The organism is Nocardia sp. NPDC052566 (assembly GCF_044547285.1).
GTDB lineage: Bacteria > Actinomycetota > Actinomycetes > Mycobacteriales > Mycobacteriaceae > Nocardia.
In genome coordinates this window covers 1,074,624-1,100,266 of sequence record NZ_JBIUAF010000001.1, presented here as the reverse complement: position 1 = coordinate 1,100,266, position 25,643 = coordinate 1,074,624, and the positions used below count along the sequence as shown (strand labels likewise).

At 73.0% G+C, this 25,643-nt stretch carries 2 protein-coding genes and 1 pseudogene (1 of these 3 only partly in view); all 3 read right to left on the bottom strand.

What is annotated here, in order from left to right; all coding sequences use genetic code 11:
- Positions 1 to 16 precede the first annotated feature (16 nt).
- Complete coding sequence (locus ACIG5A_RS04420) at positions 17 to 9,913, bottom strand: SDR family NAD(P)-dependent oxidoreductase (RefSeq protein ID WP_397237605.1); 9,897 nt, start codon at positions 9,911 to 9,913, stop codon at positions 17 to 19.
- 35 nt (positions 9,914 to 9,948) lie between these two features.
- Positions 9,949 to 22,296: pseudogene (locus ACIG5A_RS04415) on the bottom strand (SDR family NAD(P)-dependent oxidoreductase); the annotation flags it as partial.
- Positions 22,289 to 25,643: the final stretch of an SDR family NAD(P)-dependent oxidoreductase gene (locus tag ACIG5A_RS04410; protein WP_397237603.1), read on the bottom strand. The gene runs 12,536 nt beyond the window's last position; the window shows 3,355 of its 15,891 coding nt (coding positions 12,537–15,891); its start codon lies beyond the right edge, outside the window; it ends in the stop codon at positions 22,289 to 22,291. The pseudogene ACIG5A_RS04415 and the gene ACIG5A_RS04410, both read right to left, overlap by 8 nt.

The following is a 25,643-nucleotide window of genomic DNA, read 5'->3' as shown; positions in this document are numbered from 1 at the left end:
TTCGCTGTCGGTGCGGTCAGGCACGGCCGTTCCCCAAGGCCATCCGCACCAGTCCGTCCACATCCATGTTTTTGATCGATTCCGCCTCGAGCGATTCCGACTCGTCCGGTACCGGTGGCCGCGCCGCCCGCTCCGGCGGCGGCGCCGATACCGCCGGTGGCACAAGGTGTTCGGCGATATAGGCCGCGACGGCCTCGGGCGTCGGATGGTCGAAAACGAGCGTCGCGGGCAGCCGCAATCCGGTCACCGCGTTGAGCTGGTTGCGCAGCTCCACCGAGGTGAGCGAGTCGAAGCCGAGATCCTGGAAGGCGAGTTCCGGATCGACGGCGGCCGCACCCGCATGTCCGAGCACTCGCGCGGCCCTGTCCCGGACCAGGTCCTCCAGCACCGTCTTCCGCTCTGCCGCACCGACTTCGGCTAGGCGCGCACGCAGGGAGTTCGCCTCGGCGGCGGCCACACCCGCCGCCACCGGCCTGACCACACCGCGGACCAGTCCGCGCATCAGGGCGGGCACCTCGGCGGCGGAGCCGGGCCGCTGCCTGCCCAGGTCGAGGCGCACCGGCACCAGCAGCGCGGCGTCCTGGCGCAGTACCGCGTCGAACAGCGCGAGACCCTCGGCATCCGAGAACGCCGCGACGCCACCGCGTGTCATCCGCTGCCTGCTCGTCTCGTCCAGGCTGCCCGTCATCTCGCTGCGTTTCGCCCAGAGTCCCCAGGCGATCGACTGCGCGGGCAGGCCGTGCGCGCGCCTGCTGCTCGCCAGCGCGTCGAGGAACGCGTTGGCCGCGGCGTAATTCGCCTGTCCCGCATTGCCGATGACACCGGCGGCCGAGGAGAACAGCAGCAGCGCCGACAGCGGCAGGTCGCGGGTCAGCTCGTGCAGTGCGAGCGCGCCGTCGACCTTGGGCCTGAGCACCGCGGCCAGCCGCTCGGGCGTCAGCGACGACACCGCGCCGTCGTCGAGTACGCCCGCGGTGTGCAGTACGGCGGTCAGCGGATGCGCGGCCGGTATCCGCGCGAGCGCGGCGGCCAGCTGATCGCGGTCGGCGACGTCGCACGCGGCGAATTCCGCTGTCGCACCGAGCTCTTCGAGATCGGCTGCCAAGCAGGCGGCCGAGGGCGCGTCGGCGCCGCGCCTGCTGAGCAGCAGCAGCCTGCGCACCCCGTGCTCGCGGGCCAGATGCCTGGCCAGCAGTCCGGCGAGCACGCCGCCCGCGCCGGTGATCAGCACCGTGCCCGCCGGGTCGAACGACGGCGCGGCGGCGGACGGCGCCGCCACTCTGGCCAGCCTCGTGGCGAACAGGCCGCCCGCCCGGATGGCGAGTTGCGGTTCACCGCCGGCCAGCCCGGCGGGCAGCAGCGCGAGCAGTTCCACCGGGTCCGCCGCGTCGACGAGCACGAAGCGGTCCGGATGCTCGGACTGTGCCGAACGCACGAGGCCGCACACCGCGGCGGCCGCCAGGTCCGTCACACCCTCGTCCGCGGTGAGCGCGACCGCGCCGCTCGTCACGAAGACCAGGCGGCTTTCCGCGTAGCGTTCCTCCGCCAGCCACTGCTGGATCAGCGCGAGCGCGGTGGCCGTCGCGGCGTGGACGGACGCGGAATCCGCACCGGCGCCGCGGCATTCGACGAGGACCAGATCCGGCACCGGTGCGCCGCTGTCGATGGCGACGCCGAGCCCGGCGAGGTCGGCGTACGTGTCGGGCAGCAGGCCTGCCTGTCCGATCGCCGCCCAGCGGCCCGCGCGCGGCAGCTCGGCGCCGCGCACCGACAGCGGCGTCCAGTCCACTCGGAACAGCGCGTCCGGCACGGCCGCGACGGACAGCGCGTCCGGCCGGATCGGCCGCACCGCCAGTGCCGCGACCGAAATCACCGGCCGCCCTTCGAGATCGGCGGCGTGGATGGTGACCGCGCCGTCCTCCTCGAAGGCGAGCCGGATCCGCAGTCCCGTCGCGCCGACGGCGTGCAGCACGACACGGTTCCAGGAGAACGGCACCTGCGCGACGCCGGGTTCGGCCGCGTCGTTGCCCAGCCAGATGCCGTGCAGTGCCGCGTCGAGCAGGGCCGGGTGCACACCGAAGGCGCGCGCGGCCGGATCGTCGCGATCGGGCAGGTGCACCTCGGTGAAGATCTCGTCGCCGCGCCGCCAGGCCGCGCGGACACCGCGGAAGGCCGGACCGTAGCGGTAGCCGGACGCGCCGAACCGGTCGTACAGGTCGTCGATCGCCACGGGCGTCGCGCCCGCGGGCGGCCAGCTTTCCTGTTCCACCGGTGGCGTGACGGCGAATTCGGCCACGCTGCCCATCGCGTGCCGGATCCAGCGCGAATCCAGTCCGTCCGCGCGCCGCGAGTGGATCGTCAGCGCGCGGGCGCCGTCCTCGCCGGGTGCGCCGACCCGCACCTGGACGCGGACCTCTCCCGCGCCCGGCAGCACCAGTGGCGCCTCGAGGGTGAGTTCCTCGAGTACCGCGCAGCCCGCCTCCGCGGCGGCGCGCAGCGCGAGTTCGACGAACGCCGCGCCGGGCAGCAGCACCACCTCGCCCATCGCGTGATCGGCCAGCCAAGGCTGCTCGCGCGTCGACAAGCGGCCGCTGAGCAGGGTCTCGCCGGTGTCGGCGAGCTCGACGGCCGCGCCGAGCAGCGGATGATCCGCGGCATCGAGCCCGGCCGCGGCGACATCGGCGGCGCCCGCGCCCGCGGCGGGCAGCGCCCAGTAGTGCCGGTGCTGGAAGGGATAGGTCGGCAGGTCGACGCGCCGCGCGCCCGCGAAGAACGTCGACCAGTCCACCGGCCGTCCAGCGGTCCACGCCGCGCCGAGGGAGAGCAGCAGCCTGCGCAGATCCCCTTGATCGCGGCGCAGCGTGCCGAGTACGACGCCGTCACATCCGGCGGCATCGAGGGTCTCCTCCACCGCGGCGGTGAGCACCGGATGCGGGCTGACCTCGAGAAAAGCGGTGTACCCCTGCTCCGCGAGTACGTGCACGGCGGATTCGAATTCGACGGTGCGGCGCAGGTTTTCGTACCAGTACTCGGCGTCCATGACCCGGGTGTCGAGCCACTCCCCCGTCACCGTCGAGTACAGCGGTACCTCGGCGCGGACCGGCTCGATCGGCGCCAGTGCCCGCAGCAGCTCGGATTCGATCCGCTCGACCTGCGCCGAGTGCGACGCGTAGTCCACCTCGATGCGCCGCGCGCGGATCCCGTCGGCCGCACAGGCGGCCAGCAATTCGTCGACGGCCGTGGCCTCGCCCGAAACAACCACGGCCGCAGGGCCGTTCACCGCCGCGACGGACAGCCGCGCACCCCACGCTGCGAGCAGCTCGGCCACCCGTGCCCGCGGCAGCGCGACCGACATCATCGCCCCGGTGCCCGCCAGCTCGGCGAGCGCGCGCGACCGCAGCGCCACCACCCGCGCACCGTCGGCGAGCGACAGCGCGCCCGCGACCACGGCCGCGGCGATCTCGCCCTGGGAGTGGCCGAGCACCGCGTCGGGTTCGACGCCGTGCGCGCGCCAGACCGCGGCGAGCGAGACCAGCACCGCGAACAGCGCGGGCTGCACCACCTCCACCCGGTCCAGCGGCGCGGCCGAGCGCAGCATCTCGCACAGCGACCAGTCGACGTGTGCGGCGAGCGCGGCCTCGCATTCGGCCATCCGTTCGGCGAACACCGGCGATTCGGCGAGCAGCTCGCGGGCCATGCCCGGCCACTGCGAACCCTGGCCGGGAAAGACGAAAACCGTTCTGCCCTCGGCATCTTGGACGCCGTGTACCGCGGCGGCCGTCTCGGCGCCGTCCGCGACGGCGCGCAGCGCGGCGGTCAGTTCCGCGGCATCGCCGCTCAGTGCGCAGCGGTGCGCGAACGCGGTGCGCCCGGCCAGGCTCGCGCCGATCTCGGTGGGCTCGATCGCGCCGGATCGATCGAGGTGCGCATACAGCCGCGCCGCCTGGTCCGCCAGCGCGGCGGGCGTGCGCGCGGAGAGCACCCACGGCAGTGGCCCGCCGATCGAATTGCCTTGCGCCTCCGCCGTATCCGGCTCCGGCGCCTGCTCGAGGACGACGTGCGCGTTGGTGCCGCTGAGGCCGAACGACGAGATGCCCGCACGGCGCGGTCGACCGGTCTCCGGCCACGGCACGAGGCCGGTCGCGAGCGCCACCGCGCCGCCGTCCCAGTCGACGTGGCTGGTCGGCCGGTCGATGTGCAGTGTCCGCGGCACCTGCGCGTTGCGCAGTGCCAGCACCATTTTCAGCACACCGGCCACACCGGAGGCGGCCTGGGTGTGGCCGATGTTCGACTTGAGCGAGCCGATCAGCACCGGCCGCTCGGCCGGGCGGTCCTGCCCGTAGGTCGCGAGCAGCGCCTGTGCCTCGATCGGGTCGCCGAGCGTGGTGCCGGTGCCGTGCGCCTCGACCACGTCGACCTCGGCGGCCGGCAATCGGGCGTCGGCCAGTGCCGCGCGGATGACCCGCTGCTGCGACGGGCCGTTGGGCGCGGACAGGCCGTTGCTCGCGCCGTCGGAGTTCACGGCCGAACCGCGCAGCACGGCGAGCACCGGATGCCCGTTGCGGCGGGCGTCGGCGAGGCGCTCGACCAGCAGGACACCGACGCCCTCGCCCATGCCCATGCCGTCGGCGGCCTCGGCGAACGCCTTGCACCGGCCGTCGCCCGCCAGGCCGCGCTGCCGGGAGAAGCTCAGGATGGCACCGGGTGTCGACATCACCGCGACCCCGCCGACCAGGGCGAGGGTGCAGTCACCGCCGCGCAGTGCGCGTGCCGCCGTGTGCAGCGCGACCAGCGACGACGAACAGGCGGTGTCGACGGTGACGGCGGGACCCTCCAGCCCGAAGGTATAGGCGATGCGGCCGGAGACGATGCTCGGCGCGCTGCCGGTGAGCAGATGACCCTCGCCCTGTCCCGATTTGGCCACGGCGGCGCCGTAGTCGCCGTAGTTGACGCCGATATAAACGCCGGTGCGCGAGCCGCGCAGCGCCTCGGGATCCAGGCCCGCCCGCTCCATGGCCTCCCATGCGGTCTCGAGCAGCAGCCGCTGCTGTGGATCCATGGCGATCGCCTCGCGCGGCGAGATGCCGAAGAAATCCGCGTCGAATTCGCCCGCGTCGTGCAGGAATCCGCCATGCCTGGTGGTCGCGGTGCCCGGATTATCCGGGTCGGCATCGAACAGTTCGTCCTCGCCGGGCCAGCCTCGATCAGTCGGGAAGCCGGTGACCGCGTCGCCGCCGTCGACGAGCAGCCGCCACAGCTTCTCCGGCGTGTCGATGCCGCCGGGCAGGCGGCAGCCCATCGCGACGATGGCGACCGGCTCGTCGGGCGTGGCGAGATCGCTTGCGGGCGCCACGAATTCGGCGGTCGGGCCGCCGAACAGTTCCGTCGCGAGGTGCGCGGCGAGCGCGCCAGCGGACGGGTGGTCGAAGACGAGCGAGGAGGGCAGCCGCAGCCCCGTCGCGGCGGTGAGCCGGTTGCGCAGCTCGACGGCGGTCAGCGAGGCGAAGCCCAACTCCTGGAATGCCTTGCCCGGCGGCACTTCTCGCGGCGAGTCGTGCCCGAGGACCGCGGCGGCCTGTGCACGGACGAGGTCGAGCAGTGCGCGCGTGCGTTCCGCGGCGGGCAGCGTTTCGAGGCGCTGGCGCAGCCGGATCCCGGCCGGATCCGCCGGATCGGCGCCGCGGCCGCGCAGCGCCCCGCGCGCCTCGGGGATGGTGCGCAGCAGCGGGCTCGGCCTGCTCGAGGTGAAGACGGGCGCGAACCGTGCCCAGTCCACGTCGGCGATCGCGACGACCGTCTCGTCGTCGTCGAGTACCTGTTGCATCGCGGCGACGGCGGTGTCCGGGGCCATCCGGCGCAGGCCGTGCTCGTCGAGCTTGAACAGGTCGGCATCCGCCACCGCGGCCGGATCGCCGGTCTGCCAGACGCCCCAGTCGACGGTGGTCGCGCGCAGTCCCCTGACGCGGCGCCGCTGGGCCAGCGCGTGCAGGTACGCGTTGCCCGCGGCGTACGCGCCGTGACCGCCGCTGCCCCAGAGACCGGCGATCGAGGAGATCAGGACGAAGGCGTCGAGGTCACGGTCGAGCAGGGCGTCGAGGTGCGCCGCGCCTGCCGCCTTGGCCGCGACGACGTCGGCGAACGCGGCCATCGGTGCGGCTTCGAGCGGTGCGAGCGCGATGAACGCGGCCGCGTGCACGACCGCGGTGACCGGCGTGCCCGCGGCATCGAGGTCAGCGAGTAGCCGCCGCACTTGATCGCGGTCGGCGAGATCGCAGACGGGCATGCTGAGCCGGGCGCCGTGTGCGGTGACGTCGGCCCGAAGCCGCTCGGCGGCAGGGGTGTCCGCGCCGCGGCGGCCGGGCAGCACCAGGTGTTCGGCGCCACCGCCGGCCAGCCAGCGGGCCAAATGCGCGCCCACCGCGCCGGTTCCGCCGGTCAGCAGGACGGTGCCGCGCGGGCGCCACGGGGTGCCGTCCTCGCTCGGCGTGCGCGGGGCATGCACCAGCCGCCGGGCATACAGTCCGTTCGCGCGCAGCGCGAGCTGGTCCTCGCCCGCGGCGTCACCGGCACCGGCCAGTCCGGCGCCGAGCCGCAGCGCGGCGAGCTCGTCCGGCGCCTGCGGCAGATCGAGCAGACCACCCCACCGCTGCGACTGTTCCAGTGCCGCAACCATTCCCATGCCCCAGACCATCGCCTGCCGTGGCCCCGTGAGCGGATCGGTGGCGCCGGTGCTCACCGCGCCGGTGGTCGCGCACCACAGCACGGCCGCACCGCCGATATCGGCCAGCGCCTGGATCAGGGCGAGGGTGAGCGCGAGTCCCTCCGGCATGGCCGGATGCTCCGGATGCGGGTGCTCGGCGGCGGCGAGCAGGGAGACGATGCCGGTCGCCGCGACGGCGCCCGCGTCGACGAGGCGGGCGGCGAGCCGCTCGCGGTCGATATCCGCCGCGCCGAGTTCGACGAGCTCGAGGTCGGCGCCGAGACCGGTCAGCGCACCCGCGAGCCAGCGGGCCTGCGGCGAGTCGCTCGCGCCGTCCGGCAGGACGAGCAGCCAGCGGCCCGCGAGCACCGCGGCCGACGGGTCGGCGAGCCGCTGCCAGGTGATGCGGTAACGCAGTCTGTCGACCGGATCCAGCTCGGCCGGGTCCGGCGCGCTCGAGTTCGGCTCGGTCGGATTCGGCTCCCGCTCACCGGGTTCCGGCCAGAATCGGCGCTGCTGGAACGGGTAGGTTGGCAGGCCGACCGGGTGTGCGCCGGGGAAGGCGACGGTCCAGTCGACGACGACGCCGCGCACCCACAGCTCGGCCGCGGCGGTCGTGACCCGGCGCAGGTCACCCTCGTCGCGCCGCAGGGTGCCGGTGACCACCGCGTCGGTCAGGCCCGCGGCTTCCACGGTGTCCTGTACCGGCACGGTGAGCACGGGGTGCGGCGATGCCTCGACGAATACCCCGTACCCCTGGCGCGCCAGGTCACCGATCGCGGCCTCGAACCGGACCGCACCGCGCAGGTTGCGGTACCAGTAGTCCGCGTCCATCTCGGCGGTGTCCAGCCAGTCGCCGGTGAGCGTGGAGAACAGCGGGATGCGGCCGGTGCGCGGCACGATATCGGCCAGCGCCGCGCGCAATTCGTCACCGATCGCCTCGACGTGCGCCGAATGCGAGGCGTAGTCGACGGGCACCCGCGTCGCGCGCACACCGCGGGTATCGCAGTGCGCGAGCAGTTCGGTGAGCGCGTCCGCGTCGCCCGAAACGACCACGGCGCCAGGCCCGTTCACGGCGGCGACGCCGATGCGGCCCGCCCATGGCGCGATCGCGGACTCCGTGTCGTCGTGGCCGAGCGCGAGCGCGACCATCCCGCCGCGCCCGGCCAGCCCGGCGATGGCGCGGCTGCGCAGCGCGACCACCTTCGCGCCGTCGCCGACGGACAGCCCGCCCGCCACGACCGCGGCCGCGATCTCGCCCTGGCTGTGCCCGACGACCGCGTCCGGCTCGACGCCCATGGCACGCCACAGCGCGGCGAGGGCGACCATCATCGCGAAGAGGGCGGGCTGGACGACGTCGACGCGATCCAGCGACGGCGCGCCGGGGGCATCGCACAGCACCTCGGTCAGCGACCAGTCGACCGATCCGGCCATCGCCCGCTCGCATTCGGCGACGGCCGCGGCGAAGACCGGCGACTCGGCGAGCAGCTCGCGGGCCATGCCCGTCCACTGGGCGCCCTGGCCGGGGAAGACGAAGACGGTTCGGCTGTCGGTCGAATTACATTCACCAACAACGATATTCGGCGTGTCCGCGGCGCCGCGAGCCAAACCGCCCAGCCCGTCGAGCAGTTCGGCGCGCTCGCGAGCGAGCACGACGGCGCGATGCTCGAACGCGGTCCTGGTGCGCACCAGCGAGTACCCGACGTCCGCCGGTGCGAGTGCGGGGTCGGCGCTCAGCGCACCGGCCAGCCGGACCGCCTGATCACGCAGCGCGCCCGGTGTCCGTCCCGCGAGCACATACGGCGCGACCGGCGGCTGCGGCGGGCGCGGCTCAGCGCTCGCCGGTTCGGGCTCGGGGGCCTGCTCGAGGATCACGTGCGCGTTGGTCCCGCTCATCCCGAAGGCCGAAACACCTGCCCGCCGCGGCCTTTCGGTCCGCGGCCAGGCGCGGCTCGCGGTGAGCAGCCTGATGTCGCCGCCCGACCAGTCGACGTGCGGGGTCGGCTCGGTGATGTGCAGTGAGGCGGGCAGGACGGCGCGCTGGAGCGCGAGCACGGTCTTGATGACGCCCGCCACGCCGGCCGCCGCCTGGGTGTGCCCGATATTCGACTTCAGCGAACCGAGCCACAGCGGCCGATCGGCGGGCCGGTCCTGGCCGTAGGTGGCGAGCAACGCATCGGCCTCGATCGGATCGCCGAGCGTGGTGCCGGTGCCGTGCGCCTCGACCGCGTCCACCTCCGCGGCGGTGAGGCCCGCATCGGCCAGCGCGGCCAGGAGCAGGCGCTGCTGGGACGGGCCGTTCGGGGCGGTCAGCCCGTTGCTCGCGCCGTCCTGATTCATGGCCGAGCCGCGGATCACGGCGAGCACCGGATGCCCGTTGTCACGTGCCTCCGAAAGCCGTTCCAGCAGCAGCACTCCGACGCCCTCACCCCAGCCGGTGCCATCGGCGGTGGCCGAGAAGGCCTTACAGCGGCCGTCGGCCGACATCGCGCCCTGCCTGCCGAATTCGGCGTAGACGAGCGGCAGCGACATCACCGTGACACCGGCCGCGAGCGCGAGCCCGCACTCGCGCCTGCGCAGTGCCTGCACCGCCAGGTGCAGCCCGACGAGCGAGGACGAGCAGGCGGTGTCCACGGTCAGTGCCGGTCCCTCCAGCCCGAGCGCGTAGGACACCCGGCCCGCGAGCACGCTCATCGAGTTGCCGGTGACGATGAAATTCCGCACCGCCTCGGGCGCGTCCAGGGCCACCTGGGCGTATCCCTGGTCGACGGCCGCGGCGAAAACGCCTGTCGCGCTGGCGCGTAACGCCGCCGGGTCGATGCCCGCCCGTTCGATCGCCTCCCAGGCGGTGGTCAGCAGCAGCCGCTGCTGCGGATCCATCGCGGTGGCCTCGTGCGGGGAGATCGCGAAGAAGTCGGCGTCGAAATCGGCGACGCCGTCGATGAAGGCGCCGCGGCATGCGGCATTGCCCGCGCCGAGCTGTCCGAGATCCCAACCGCGATCCTCCGGTACCGCGGTGGTGGCGTCGCGGCCGTCGGCGAGCAGGTCCCACAGCTGTTCCGGCGTGCGGACCCCACCGGGGAACCGGCAGGCCATCGACACGATCGCGATGGGCTCGTGCCCCGCGGACTCGGCCTCGGCGAGTTGCTTTCGCGTGCGCCGCAGATCGATCGTGACGCGGTTGAGGTAGTCGCGTAGCTTCTGCTCGGTCACCGTGCTCCTACGTGTCGTCTCGGGTGTCGCGGGCTTCACGAGATGCCCAGTTCTTTGTCGATGAGGTCGAAGAGCTCGTCGTCGCTGGCGCCCTCGATGACCTGTTCCTGGTGCGCGCCAATCGATTCCGCGTCGAGTGCGTCGACCTTGGCGAGCGCTCGCCGCAGGCGCGCGGCCAGTTCGGCGGGCGGTGCGGCGCCGGGGGCGGCCAGTGCGTCGATGCGCGCCTCGAGCCTGCTCAGCTCGAGCAGCACCGGCGGTGCGGCGGGCGCGGTCCGGTCGCCGACCCTGGTGAGTAGGTATCTGGTCAGCGCCTCCGGGGTGGGGTGGTCGAAGACGAGCGCGGCGGGCAGCCGCACCCCGACCGCGCTCGCCAGCCGGTTGCGTAGTTCGACGCCGGTCAGCGAATCGAAGCCGAGATCCTTGAACGGGCGGCCGGGCTGGATGTCACCGGCCGAGGCATGGCCGAGCACGGTGGCGGCGTTGCCGCGCACCACGTCGAGCAGGATCCGGTGCGCCTCGGGAGTGGTGAGCCCGGCCAGCCGGGTGGCGAGCGACCCGTCCGACGTGGCGTCGTGCACGCGACGCAGGGTCTGTCTCGGCGCACGGACCAGGCCGCTGAGCAATGGTGGCACGTCCGCGCCAGGTGTGAACCGATCGAGCCTGGCGGCGAAGACGTACGGGTGGGCCGCTTGCCATGCCGCGTCGAACAGCGCAAGTCCCTCCGCCGAGGTCAGCGCGCCGAGGCCGGTGCGGGTCATCCGGCGCTCGCCCGCATCGGCCACGCCCGCGGTCATCTCGCTGCGTTCGGCCCACAGGCCCCAGCCGATCGAGACACCGGCCAGGCCTTGCGCGCGCCGCTCGGCCGCGAGCGCGTCCAGCGCGGCGTTGGCGGCGGCGTAATTCGCCTGGCCAGCACCGCCGAGTAGCGCGGCGCCGGAGGAGAACAGCACGAAGGCGGCCAGATCGCGGTCGAGGGTCAGCTCGTGCAGCGCGTACGCGGCGTCCACCTTGGGCCGCAGCACCCCTTCCACCTGGGCCGGGGTGAGTGAGCCGACCATGCCGTCGTCGAGTGCGCCCGCGGCATGGACGACCGCGGTGAGCGGATGTTCCGGCGGGATCGCCGCGAGCACGTCCGCGAGGGCGCCGCGATCGGCGGCATCGCAGGCGACCGCGCTGGCTCGCGCGCCCAATTCGCCCAATTCAGCGAGCAATTCGGCCGTGCCCGGCGCGTGCGCACCGCGGCGGCTCAGCAGGATCAGCTGTCGCACACCGTGTTCCGCCACAAGGTGCCGGGCGACGAGCCCGCCGAGGGTGCCGGTGCCACCGGTGATCAGCACCGTACCCGCCTGGTCGACCGGCGCGGGCACCAGCAGCACGTTCTTGCCGATGTGCCGCGCCTTGCTCAGGTACCGGAACGCCGCGGGCGCCCGCCGGACATCCCAGCAGGTGATCGGCAGTGGGGTGAGCACGCCCTGTTCGAACAGCGCGAGCACCTCGGTGAGCAATTCGCCGATGCGCCGCGGGCCCGCCTGCACCAGGTCGAAGGCCAGGTAGCGCACGCCGGGATAGCGGTCGGCGATCTCGGCGGCGTCGCGGACGTCGGTCTTGCCCATCTCGACGAAGGCGCCGCCGCGCGGCAGCAGTCCCAGTGACGCGTCGACGAATTCCCGTGCCAGGCAGTCGAGTACGACATCGACGCCGCGGCCGCCGGTGACCGCCGTGAACTGCTCGGCGAAGTCGAGCGTCCGGGTGGAGGCGCGGTGCGCGTCGTCGAATCCCATGGCGCGCAGCACATCCCACTTCCCTGGGCTGGCCGTGCCGAAGACCTCGGCACCGGCGTGCCTGGCCAGTTGCACCGCCGCCATCCCGACACCGCCGGTGGCGGCGTGGATGAGCACCGAACGGCCGCGCCGCAGTCCACCCAGGTCGAACAGGCCGTAATAGGCGGTGAGAAAGGCGATCGGCGCGGACGCCGCCTGCGCGAACGACCAGCCCTCCGGCATCCGGGCGACGGTGCCGCGATCCGCGACGACGACCGGGCCGAACGCACCGCCGAACACACCCATCACCCGCTCGCCCGGCACCAGGTCCACGCCAGGACCGGCCTCGAGCACCGTGCCCGCCCCTTCGCTGCCGATGGTCGGCTGATCGGGATCGAGGCCGAGCGAGACGACGACGTCGTGGAAGTTGAGGCCCGCGGCACGCACGGCGATGCGCACCTGTCCGGGCTCGAGCGGTGCGAGCGCGTCCGGTGCGGGCAGCAGCGCCAACCCGTCGGCGTGTTCCGCGAGCCCGAGCCGCCAGGCCGGTGCGTCCGGCACGCCGAGCTCGTCGCGGTCGTCGGCACTCAGCCTGGGCACCAGCAGTTCCCCGCCGCGCACCGCGTACTGGCCTTCGACAATGCCGCCGGTTGCCGCCGCATCGACCAGCGCGCCCAGCGATGCGGGATCCGCGTCGATATCCGCGAGCACGAACCGGCCGGGATGCTCGAGCTGCGCGGTGCGGAGCAATCCCCACACACCGGATTCGGCCCAGTGCGCGCCCCGGTCCCCCGGGCCGATCCGCACCGCGCCCCGGGTGACGACCACCAGGGCCGACTCGGCGCATCGCTCGTCGGCCAGCCACTCCTTGACCAGTTCGAGTGCCCGAATAGTGTTGTCGAGCAGTGCGTCCCGTGGATCGGCGGCGGCGCCCGGGATACCCGCGGGGACGTGTGCCGGGATCGTCGTCGCATCCGCCCGCAGCGCACCGAGGTCAGGCCGACACGCCACGGGCGGCGCAACGGCGTTCGGCTCGGATGCCACGGTGGGCGGAGCAGTGGTGTCGCGTACGGCCTCCCGTGGATCGGTCGCGACCGGAATATCAGTGAGCAGGTCGGCGGAGATCGTCACCGCGTCCGCGCGCACCGCCGTGAGGTCCGGCCAGCACGGCGCGGCGGGCGGCGCCGTGGTGTCGCGCGGCGCATCCTGCGGATCGGCGGCGATCACGACCGAGATATCGGTGAGCACGTAGTCCGGGATCGTCGCCGCGTCCGCGCGCAGCGCCGCGAGGTCCGGCCAGCACGCCGCAGCGAGGTCCGTCTCGGATACCGCGGCGGCCAGCGCAGCCGGGTCCGACCCGGATGCCGCGGCGGCCAGCGCAGCCGGGTCCGACCCGGATACCGCGGCGGGCAGCGCAGCCGGGTCCGGTAGAGACGCCGCAGCGGCCAACGCAGCAGGCAGGGTGGCGCCGAGAACCGCCCAGTCAGTGGCGATTCGGCTCGCGGCCGACATCGGAGCGGGTATCCACTCCAGGTGTGCGAGCCGATCGGTGGCCGGGCTGGCCGCGCGCAGTCCGCCTGCGGGTACCGGGCGCAGCGCCAGCGCGTCGACGGTCAATACCGCGCGGCCGGTCAGATCGCGGGCCTCGAGTGAGATCTCGTCGGCACCGTGGGCGGTGATGCGGACGCGTAGTGCCGCAGCACCCGCGGCGCGGGCGGTGACGCCGGTCCACGAGAACGGCAGGCGCGCAACGTCATCGCGGTCGGGCAGCAGCGCCGACGCTTGCAGCGCCGCGTCGAGCAGGGCCGGGTGCAGTAGATAGCCCTCGCCGTCGCCGGGCCGCGGCAGCGCGATCTCGGCGAAGATCTCGTCGCCGCTGCGCCAAGCGGCGCGCACACCGCGGAAGGTCGGGCCGTAGTGGTATCCGGCCGTGGCGAACCGGTCGTACAGGCCGGAGACGTCGATCGGTTCGGCGTCGGCGGGCGGCCAGGCCGCCACGCTGTCCTCGGGTTCGTCGCCGAGCGGAGCGAGTGTGCCGGTGGCATAGCACGTCCACGCCGGGCCGGTCTCGTCCTCGGGCCGCCCGTATATGCCGAGCGCGTGGTCTCCGCCGGAAGTCGCTGTGCCGACGCGCACTTGGAGCCGGAGCGTGCCGCGCTCGGGAATCACCAAGGGGGCCTGCAGAGTCAGCTCATCGATCAGGCCGCAGCCCACCTCGTCGGCCGCGCGCAGCGCGAGCTCGAGCAGCGCCGTACCCGGCAGCACGGTGACGCCGGAGACCGCGTGTTCGGCGAGCCATGGCGTTGCCGCACGGCTCAACCGGCCGGTGAACAGCTGCTCGCCGGAGTCGGCGAGGTCGACGGCCGCGCCGAGCAGCGGATGCCCGGTCGCGCCGAGTCCCGCGGCGGCGACATCCGCCGCACTCGCGGTGGCATCGAGCCAGTAGCGGGTGTGCTCGAAAGGATAGGTGGGCAGGTCGATTCGACGCGCGCCAGGGAAGACGGCATGCCAGTCGAGGGCGACGCCGCCCGCGTGCCCCTCGCCGAGCGAGCGCAGCAGCCGGTCGAGGCCGCCCTCGCCGCGGCGCAGCGAGCCGGTCACCACGGCCTGCGGCGCGGGGTCGGCCAGCGTCTCCCCGATGCCGACGGTGAGCACCGGATGCGGGCTCATCTCGAGGAAGGCGGTGTGTCCCGCATCCGCGAGCGCGCGCACGGCCGGTTCGAAACCGACTGTGCCACGCAAATTTCGGAACCAGTACTCCGGTGTGAGCTCGGGTCCGGTCAGCCAGGCCGCATCGACCGTGGAGTAGAAGGGCACCCGGCAGTCCGCAGGCGCGATACCGTCGAGCGCCGCGATCAACTCTTCGCGGAGGGCGTCCACGTGTGCGGAGTGCGAGGCGTAGTCGACCTCGATGCGGCGGGCACGGACCCCGTCGCGCTCGCAGTCGGCGAGCAGTTCGGCGACGGCGCCGGGGTCACCGGCGACCACGGTGGCCGCCGGACCGTTGACCGCCGCGATCGCGAGACCATCACCGCTGCGCGCCAACCGGTTTCGTACCTCGTCCACGGGCAGCGCCACCGAGGCCATCGCCCCCTTGCCCGCGATGGCGCGCAGCAGCCCGCTGCGCAGCGCCACGATCTTCGCGCCGTCCTCGAGCGACAGCGCGCCCGCCACCACGGCCGCGGCGATCTCGCCCTGGGAGTGGCCGAGGACGGCATCGGGCTCGACGCCGTAGCCGCGCCAGGTCGCGGCGAGGGAGACCATCACCGCGAACAGCGCTGGCTGTACATGGTCGACCCGGTCCAGCGCCGCCGGATTCCCGAGAATCGCCACCAGCGGTAGGTCGATGTACTGCGTCAGCGCTCGTTCGCAGGCGGCCATCGACTCCGCGAAAACCGTGCTCGTTTCGAGCAATTCGAGCGCCATGCCCGCCCACTGCGCGCCCTGGCCGGGGAAGACGAAGACCGTGCCGCCCGCTGGCCCGGCGACGCAGTGCGCCACGGCCGCATCGGGCACGCCCTCGGCGACGGCCCGCAGCCCGGCGAGCAGTTGCCCGCGGTCACCGACCACGACCGCGCGGTGCTGATGCCTGGTCCTGGTGACGGCCAGCGACAGTCCGATATCGGCGGGGTGCAGTCCGGGACGCGCGGCGAGGTGCGCGGTGAGCCGCTCGGCCTGGGCGCGCAACGCCGCCTCGGAGCGGGCGGACAGCACCCATGCGGCAGGCCCCTCGGCCGCAGACCCGTCCTCCGCCGCGGGTCCGGGCTGCGCCGCGGGTCCGGGCTGCGCCGCGGGTCCGGGCTGCGCCATGGGCTCCGGCTGCGCCACGGGTTCGGGCGCCTGCTCGAGCACCACATGCGCGTTCGTCCCGCTCACGCCGAAGGCCGATACCGCGCCACGGCGTGGGCGTCCCGTGTCCGGCCACTCTTGCGATCGCGCAAGCAGCCGCACCGCGCCCGAGGTCCAATCCACCTGCGTCGACGGCTGATCCACGTGCAGCGTCGCGGGCATCACGCCGTGCCGCAGCGCCTGCACCATCTTGATGACGCCGCCGACACCGGCGGCCGCGGACGTGTGCCCGATATTGGATTTCAGCGATCCGAGCCACAGCGGTGCACCGTCGCCGCGATCCTGGCCGTAGGTCGCCAGCAGTGCCTGCGCCTCGATGGGATCACCCAATGTCGTTCCGGTGCCGTGCCCTTCGACCAGGTCGACCTCCGCCGTGGTCAATCCGCCGTCGGCCAGCGCGGCACGGATCACCCGCTGCTGGGCAGGCCCGTTCGGCGCGGTGAGCCCATTGCTCGCGCCGTCCTGGTTGACCGCCGAACCGCGCACCACGGCAAGCACTTTCCGGCCACTGGCCAGCGCATCGGACAGCCGTTCCAGCAGTACGACACCGACCCCTTCACCGAAACCGGTGCCGTCGGCCGCATCGGCGAACGCCTTGCACCTGCCGTCGGCGGCGAGCCCGCGCTGGCGGCTGAACACCACGAACAGTTCCGGGCTGTTCATCACCGTGACGCCACCCGCCAGCGCCATATCGGACTCACCGGCCCGCAGCGAGCGCACCGCGAGGTGCAGCGCGACCAGCGACGACGAGCAGGCCGTATCCACCGTCACCGCAGGGCCTTCCAGCCCGAGGACATAGGAGACGCGGCCCGAGGCGACGCTCGCGGAGTTGCCGGAGCCGAGGAATCCCTCGACCTCCTCCGGCACGTTCCCGATCAGCCGCACGGCGTAGTCGTGGTGCATGACGCCGGTGAATACGCCCGTGCGGCTGCCGCGCAGGCTCGTCGGGTCGATGCCCGCCCGCTCGAACACCTCCCACGACGTCTCGAGCAACAGCCGCTGCTGCGGATCCATGGCGAGCGCCTCACGCGGCGATATCCCGAAGAATCCGGCGTCGAATTCCGCTGCGTCGTAAAGGAACCCGCCTTCCTTCACATAGGACGTGCCGGGCCGCTCGGTCTCCGGGTCGTAGAGGTTGCCGACATCCCAGCCGCGGTCGGCGGGGAATTCGGCGATCGCGTCGGTGCCGGTATCGACCAGATCCCACAGTGCCTCGGCCGAATTCGCGCCGCCGGGGAACCGGCAGCCCATGGCGACGATGGCGATCGGCTCGTCGGCCGTGGCATCGCGGCGAGCCGCGGTGGCCCGCGCCGGTCCGGTATCGCCGGTCAGCTGGGTGTCGAGGAAGTCGCTGAGCGCGTCGGGGGTGGGATGGTCGAAAACCAGGGTGGCGGGCAGGCGAAGGCCGGTGGTGAGGTTCAGGCGGTTGCGCAGATCCACCGCAGCGAGCGAGTCGAATCCGAGGTCGCGGAAGGCACGATCCGGCGCCACCGCGTCCGCGGCGGCATGCCCGAGGACGGCCGCGACCTGCGCGCGGACCAAGTCGCGCAACTCTTTTCGGCGCTCGCTGGCGGGCAGGGCAGCTAAGCGGCCCGAGGCCGTGGTGGCGCCGTCACCGAACTGCCCCGCCGCGGCCCGGCGGGCGGCCCGACGGACGAGGCCGTGCAGCAGCCGCGGTATCGGCTCGGTATCGGCGCGAGCCCGCAGTGCCGCGAGATCGAGTGGCATGGCGACCAGCAGCGGTTCATCGGCGGCGGTGGCGGCGTCGAACAGCTCCAGGCCCTGCGCGTCGGTCAGCGCGGGCATGCCGGAGCGGGCGATGCGCCGGGCGTCCTCGGCGTCGAGATGACCCGTCATCGCGCTGCGCTGCGCCCACAGCGTCCAGGCGATCGACTGCCCCGGCAGCCCGTTGGCCCTGCGGTGCTGGGCGAGCGCATCGAGGAAGGCGTTCGCCGCCGCGTAGTTGCCCTGCCCCGGACCGCCGAAAACACCTGCGGCAGAGGAGAAGAGCACGAACGCCCGCAAGGGCATACCAGCCGTGAGCTCGTGCAGATACAGCGCCGCGTCCACCTTCGGCCGCAACACCGCATCGATCCGCTCGGGAGTGAGCGCCTCGATGACGCCGTCATCGAGCGCACCCGCGGCATGTACCACCGCGGTCAGCGGATGCGCGGCCGGGATGTCACCGAGCAACCGCCGCAACGCCTCCCGATCGGCGACATCGCAGGCGACGATCTCGCACCGCGCGCCAAGGGCGGTGACTTCCTCGACGAGCGCGCCCGCGCCGGGCGCTGCCGCGCCGGTCCGGCTGGTGAGCAGCAGCCTGCGCGCACCGGCGGCAACCAGATGGCGAGCAACCCGCGAGCCGATCAGCCCGGTACCACCGGTGATGAGCACGGTCCCCGCCGGATCGGCAAGCGGCGCACTGTCTTCCAGTACACCCGTCCGCACAAGCCGAGGCACCCTAACCACCCCGTCACGCACCGCAACCTGATCCTCCTCGGTAGCACCGAGAACACCTGCGAGAGCACGGATCTCACTCGAATCCCGCACATCCGCCAGCACGAACCGCCCGGGATGCTCGGACTGCGCAGTACGCACCAACCCCCAAACCCCCGCCCCCGCCAGATCCGTAACGTCCGCACCAGGCGTCACCGCTACCGCCCCACACGTCACCACGACCAGCCGCGCCGCACCGAACAGCTCCTCGGCAAGCCAGCCCTGCACGAGCGCAGCAGCCTCGCGCACAGCACGGTGCACAGCATCCGGTGCGGCCGCGGCGTTCTCGGACGACAACGCCATAACCGGTTCCGACACGGCAGCCTGTGCGGTGTCCGCAACGGCCCCGGCATTCACCGGCAGCTGCGCGACAACCGATTCCGGCACAACGACATCCACCGCGTGGTGCGCGGCGCCCGGGTCGGCCGCGGCGTTCGCGGGCGGTGTGACGACCAGCCCCGGCACAGCGGCGTGCACCGCACGCTGCTCGACGCCGGGGCCCGCCGCGGCATTCGCGGGCAGTGGTGCGATGACCAGGTCCGGCATGGGTGTGCCCGCGGCGACGGCGGCGCGCAGGGCGGTGAGGTCGGGGTAGAGCGCACTGCCGAGCACTACCGGCTGCGCCGTCTCGTCGGAATCGTTGACGCGCAACGGTTTCCAGTCGAGCCGGAACAGTGATTCGTGGCGGGTCGGTTGCTGCGGTGCGGTGGAGACCGGGCGCAGTAGTAGGGCGTCGATCGTGGCTACCGGCTGGCCCGCGGTATCCCATGCGTGCAGTGAGACGGCATTGTCCCCGGCGGGGCTCACCTTGGCGCGCAGGGCGATGGCGCCGTGGGCGTGCAAGGTCGCGCCGGTCCAAGCGAACGGCATTCGGCCCGTGTCATCTCCTGCGAGGCCGGTGACGTGCAGGACGGTATCGAGCAGGGCGGGGTGCAGGCCGAAAAGCGCTGCCTCGGTGTGTTGTTCGGTGGGTAGTGCGGCCTCGGCGTAGATGTCTTCGCCGAGGCGCCATGCGGCGCGCAATCCCTGAAAGGTCGGTCCGTAGGCGAATCCGCCCTCGGCGAAGCGTTCGTACATGTCGGTCAGGTCGATGGGCGTCGCGCCCTGCGGCGGCCACGCTTCGCCGGTGGGTGCGACGTTCGCCTCGTCGGACAGCGTGCCGCCCGCGTGCCTGGTCCACGGATCGTCCGGTGCGGCATCGGCGGGCCTGGCGTGCACGGTGATCGCGCGCAGCCCTTCGCTTTCCGCGCCGACGGTGACCTGCACATCGATGGGGGCCGTGGTGACGGCGAGCGGCGCCTCCAGCGTCAGCTCGGCCACCCGGCGCAGGCCGACCTGATCGGCGGCGCGGGCCGCGAGTTCGAGGAAGGCGGTGCCGGGGAGCAGTGCGGTGCCGAATACCGCGTGTTCGGCGAGCCACGGGTGGGTGCGGGTGGACAACCGCCCGGTCAGCACGAGCGAATCACCGTCGGCGAGCGTCACTATCGCGCCGAGCAGCGGATGTTCCGCGGCGGCCAGACCGGCCGCGGTCACGTCGCCGGTGGCCGGGCCGGAATCCTCCAGCCAGTACCGCTGCCGCTGGAACGCGTAGGTGGGCAGGTCGATGTGGTGGGCGGGCAGGTGGGCGTACACGGGCCGCCAGTCGACGGTGACACCGGCGGCCCACAGCTCGCCGACCGCGGCGTAGAACCGGGCGAGTCCGCCGTCGTCGCGGCGGACCGTACCGGCCACCAGCGCGTCGATTCCGCCGGCCCGCGCGGTCTCCTCGACCGCGACGGTGAGCACCGGATGCGGACTGATCTCGACGAACGCGCGCGGTCCCGCGTCGAGTACCGCGCTGACGGCGTCGCGCAGTTCGACGGTGTGGCGCAGGTTCCGGTACCAGTAGCCGGCATCCAGACCGGACGTGTCCAGCTCCGCACCGGTCACCGTGGAGTAGAACGGCACCTCGGCCCGGCGCGGGGTGATCCCGGCCAGCAGCGTCAGCAGTTCCTCGCGGATCTGCTCGATATGGCCGCTGTGCGAGGCGTAGTCGACATCGATCCGGCGGGCCCGCAACTCTTCGGCCGCCGCCTGATCGAGGAATTCGTCCACGGCGGCGCGCTCACCCGAGATCACCACCGCGGCAGGGCCGTTGACCGCGGCGACGGACAGCCGCGCACCCCACCGCGCCAGCTCCGCGCGGACGCGATCCACCGGCAGCTGTACCGACGCCATCGCGCCCGCGCCGGTGATCGCGCGCAGCGCACGGCTGCGCAATGCGACGACTTTCGCGCCGTCGGCCAGCGACAAACCGCCCGCCACCACCGCGGCCGCGATCTCGCCCTGCGAATGACCAACCACCGCAGCGGGTTCCACACCGAACGAACGCCACACCGCCGCCAGCGACACCATCACCGAAAACAGCACCGGCTGAACGACATCCACCCGATCCCACACCGCGTCCGCGCGCACCAGCTCGCACAGCGACCAATCCACGTGCGGCGCGAGCGCCGTCTCGCATTCGGCCATCCGTTCCGCGAACACCGGCGACTGCGCCAGCAGCTCGCGCGCCATCCCGACCCACTGCGAGCCCTGGCCGGGGAAAACGAAAACCACGCGCCCGGTGCGGATGTCACCGCCGCGCACCACCGTCGGCGACGGCAGATCGGCGGCGAGCGCCGTCAGGTCGGCGGCGCGGCCGTCACGGTCCGCGCCGAGCAGAACCGCCCGGTGCTCGAAGACCGTCCGGCCGCCCAACGCTCGGCCGACCGCGTCGAGATCGAGTTCGGGATGCGCGGCGAGGTGTTCGCCCAGCCGCTCTGCCTGTGCGCGCAAACCCCCGAGAGAGCGGGCCGACAGCAGCCAGGGCACCCCCGCGGCATCGGTGGCCGATCGCGCGTCCGCGCGCACCGGCTCCTCGGCCTGCTCCAGGATGACGTGGCCGTTGGTGCCGCTGATCCCGAAGGAGGAGACCGCGGCCCGCCGCGGATGGCCGGTATCCGGCCACGGCACGGCCTCGGTCACCAATTCGACTGTGCCCGAGGACCAGTCGACCTGGGTGGTGGGGTGCGCGGCGTGCAGGGTCGGCGGCACCGTCGCGTACCGCATGGCCATGATCATCTTGATGACGCCGCCGACCCCGGCCGCGGCCTGGGTGTGACCGATATTGGACTTCAGCGAGCCGAGCAGCAGCGGCCGGTCGCGGCCGCGCCCATAGGTGGCGAGCAGCGCCTGCGCCTCGATCGGATCGCCGAGAGCGGTGCCGGTGCCGTGCGCCTCGACCACGTCGACGGCGTCGGGCCGCAGCCCGGCGTCGGCCAGCGCCCTGCGGATGACGCGCTGCTGAGCGGGCCCGTTGGGGGCGGTCAGCCTGCTGCTCGCGCCGTCCTGGTTGACGGCGCTGCCACGCACCACGGCGAGTACCGGATGCCCGTTGCGCCTGGCCTCCGAAAGGCGTTCCAGCAGTAGCATTCCCACGCCTTCGCCCCAGCCGGTGCCGTCGGCCTCGTCGGCGAAGGATTTGCACCGGCCGTCGCCGGCCAGCCCGCCCTGCCTGCTCATCTCGGTGAAGGGCACCGGGGTCGACATCACCATCGCGCCGCCCGCCAGCGCCAGCGAACATTCCTTGCGGCGCAACGCATGTGCCGCCAGGTGGATGGCGATCAGCGACGAGGAGCACGCGGTGTCGACAGTGATCGCCGGGCCCTCCAGCCCGAAGCTGTAGGAGATGCGGCCGGAGGCGACGCTGTCGGACATGCCATTGCCGAGATAGCCCTGAATGTCCTCCGGCACCCGCTGTAAGCGCAGCGCGTAATCCTGGTACATCACGCCCGCGAAGACCCCGGTATCGCTGCCGCGCAACGTCTTCGCGTCGATACCGGCGCGCTCGAACGCCTCCCAGGTCGTCTCGAGCAGCAGGCGCTGCTGCGGGTCCATGGCCAGCGCCTCGCGCGGGGAGATGCCGAAGAACTCCGGCTCGAAATCCGCGACCGCGTCGAGGAAGCCGCCCTCGGCGGCGTAGGTACTGCCGGGCCGCTGCCGGGTCGGATCGTAGAGCGTCTCGAGATCCCAGCCGCGGTCACCGGGAAACCCACTGATCGCATCGGTGCCGGATTCGACCATCCGCCACAGCTTTTCGGGGGTGTCGACACCGCCCGGGTAGCGGCAGCTCATGCCGATCACGGCGATGGGTTCGCGGGCCGCGGACTCGACCTCGGTGAGCCGGTTCCTGGTGTGGTGCAGATCGGCCGCCACTCGCTTGAGGTAGTCGCGGAATTTGTCATCAGTCACGGGAATCGTCACCTTCGTAGATCGCGGAGGGGAGCGCCTCGCCCATCCCGAGTTCGTTGTCGATGAAATCGAAGAGTTCGTCGTCGGTGGCCAGGCCGCCCATGCGCTGCCCGAGCGCCGCGGCGGCCGGATCGGCGTCGGCGCGCAACGTATTCAGGAGCAGTTGCAACCTGTCGAGCACCAGCGGGTCGGCCGGGCGACCGTCGAACACTTGCTCGAGCCGTTCGAGCTCGGCCATGCCGCCGGTCACGGATTCGCTGTCGTCCGGTGCGAGTTCGGCGGCCAGATGCCCGGCGACGGCCGTCGAGGTCGGGTAGTCGAACAGCAGGGTGGCGGGCAGGCGCAGCCCGGTCGCCCCGTTGAGCCGGTTGCGCAGTTCCACCGCGGTGAGCGAATCGAAACCGAGCTCGAGCAAGCCACGGTCGACGTCCACCGCCGCCGGGTCGGCGAAACCGAGCACCGTGGCCGCCTGCGACCGGACCAGCTCCAGCAGGATGCGTTCGCGTTCGGCCGCGTCGCGCCCGTGCAGCCGCTGGGTGACCGACTCCCCCGCGGCGGCGCCCGCCACCCGCCGCGCCCGCGGCGGTATCAGGCCGCGCAGCATCGGCGGATATCCCGCGTCGGCCGTCGCCGCGAGATCGAGACGCAGTGGCAGCGCGGCCGGTTCGTCGGCGGCGACGGCCAGATCGAACAGCCGCACACCGTCTTCGGGACTGAACGCGACGATGCCGCTGCGGGCGATGCGGCGCAGATCCGCCTCGTCGAGCGAGCCGCTCATCCCGCCCTCGGTGGTCCACAGCCCCCAGTCGAGCGCGGTCGCGGGCAGGCCGTGCGCGCGCCTGCGCTGCGCGAGCCCGTCCAGCACGGCATTGGCCGCGGCGTAGTTGGCCTGGCCCATACCGCCGAAGACACCGGCGATGGAGGAGAACAGGACGAACGCCGACAGCGGCCTCCCCGCGGTGAGCTCGTGCAGATGTAGTGCGCCATCCGCCTTGGGTCCCAGCACTTTTCGCAGGCGCCGCGGGGTGAGCTCGCCGATCACGCCGTCGTCGAGCACACCGGCGGCGTGCACCACCGCGCTGAGCGGATGCGCCGCCGGGATCGCCGCGAGCAAGGCCGCGACCTGATCCCGGTCGGCGATATCGCACGCGACGATGTCGACGTCGGCGCCACGGCCTGCCAGCTCCGCGCGCAGCGCGGCGGCGCCCTCGGCGCCGAGGCCGCGGCGGCCGGTCAGCACCAGCCTGCGCACGCCGTGCTCGGTCACCAGGTGGCGGGCGATGTGCCCGCCGATCGCGCCGGTGCCGCCGGTGATCAGGACGGTGCCGTCCCGCTCCCATACCGGGGCGGGCGATTCGGCGCGCGGAACCCGGGTCAAGCGGGCCTGATGCGCCACTCCGCCGCGCAGGGCAAGCTGCGGCTCGCCGGAGCCGACGGCGGCGGGCAGCGCCGCGACCGACGCGGCCTCGCCGTCGAGATCCGCGAGCACGAACTGGCCGGGATGTTCGGTCTGCGCGGTGCGCACCAGGCCCCACACCGCCGCGTGCGCCAGGTCGGTCGCCTCGGCGCCGGGTCGCACGGCCACACCGTCGCGCGTCACCAGCAGCAGGGCGGCACCACCGAATCGCTTCTGCGCCAGCCATTCCTGGACCAGCCCGAGCGCATACTCGGTGGCGATTCGCACCGCCGCGGCGTCGTCGTCGCCTGCCGCCGGGGTCGACGGGATCGGAGCCACCACCACGGCGGGCGGCGCGCCGTCCGCCAGCTCGGCCAGATCGGCCACCGCGCGGGTGACGCCCGCCGCCGCCCACTCGGCCGTCGCCGCGCCTACCACGACCCACTCCCCTTGCGCGCCTGTAGATCTCGCGGCCACCGTGGGCCATTCGACCCGGAACAGCTCCTCGTGCCCTGCCGCGGGACGGGCCGAGCCGACCTGCTCGGCCGCTACCGGCCGCAGCGTCAGCGCGCGGATCGAGGCGACCGGATCGCCCGCCGCGTCCACCGCGAGCACCGATACGGCGTCGCGCCCGGCCGGTCGCAACCGGAGGCGCAGCGTCGACGCGCCCGCGGCATGCAGTCGAATACCGGTCCAGGAGAACGGCAACCAGCTCTGCGTCGAGCCGTCCAGTATCCCGAAGGTCAGCGCGTGCAGTGCGCTGTCGAGCAGGGCGGGATGCAGCCCGAACCGCGCGGCGTCGGCGCGCTGCTCACGCGGCAGGCTCGCCTCGGCATACACCTCCTCGCCGAGGCGCCACGCCGCGCGCAGACCTCGGAAGGCCGGTCCATAGGCGAAGCCGCCCTGTTCGAATCGTTCGTAGAGACCGTCGACGTCGATCGGCTCGGCGCCCGGTGGCGGCCACTGTCCCTGCGGCGCGGGCTCATTCGACTCGGCCACGGTCAGCAGGCCGCTCACATGCCTGGTCCACGGCTGTTCCGGCGACGCGGTCTCCGGCCGGGAGTGCACGGCGATCGAACGGCTACCGTCCGCATCGGGCGCGCCGACCGAAACCTGGAGCAGCACCGCGCTGTTCGGCGCGATCACCAGCGGCTCCGCCAGTATCAGTTCGTCGACCTCGTCGCAGCCCACCTCGTCACCGGCGCGGATGGCCAGCTCGAGGAAAGCGGTGGCCGGGAACAGCGCAGCGCCGAGGATGGCGTGGTCGGCCAGCCAGGGGTGACTGCGGAGAGAAAGCCGTGTGGTGCAGAGGAATCCGTCGGAATCGGCGAGCTCGACCATGCCGCCCAGCAGCGGATGCCCGGCGGGACGCAGCCCGGTCGAGCCGATATCGCCGGTCCCGGCGTCGGCATCCAGCCAGTAGCGCTCGCGCTGGAAAGCGTAGGTGGGCAACGCCACCGGCCCGTCGCCATGCCCCGCGAAGAACCGCGCCCAGTCGACCGGCATGCCCCGCGTGTGCAGGTGCGCCAGTGCCGTACGCACCGAGGCGATCTCGCCGCGGTCCCGGCGCAGCAGCGAGACCATGGCGTCGGGATCGACACCGTGCTCGGCCAGGCTGTCGCGGCCCATGGCGGTCAGCGACTGGTCGGGGCCGAGCTCGAGGAAACGGGTGACGCCTTCGGCGGCCAGGCACGCCATGCCCTCGTGGAAGCGAACGGCGTTGCGCGCGTGGGCAACCCAGTAGTCGGCGCAGCAGATCTCGGCGGCCTCGGCGACCCGGCCGGTCAGGTTGGACACCACCGGGATCAGCGGCGGCCGGAACTCGACGGTGTCGGCCACCGCGCGGAAATCGTCGAGCATCGCGTCCATCCGCGCGGAATGGAAGGCGTGGCTGACCGTCAGCCGCCGCGCCTTGCCGCCGGTGGACTGCCAGCGGGCGGCGATATCGAGC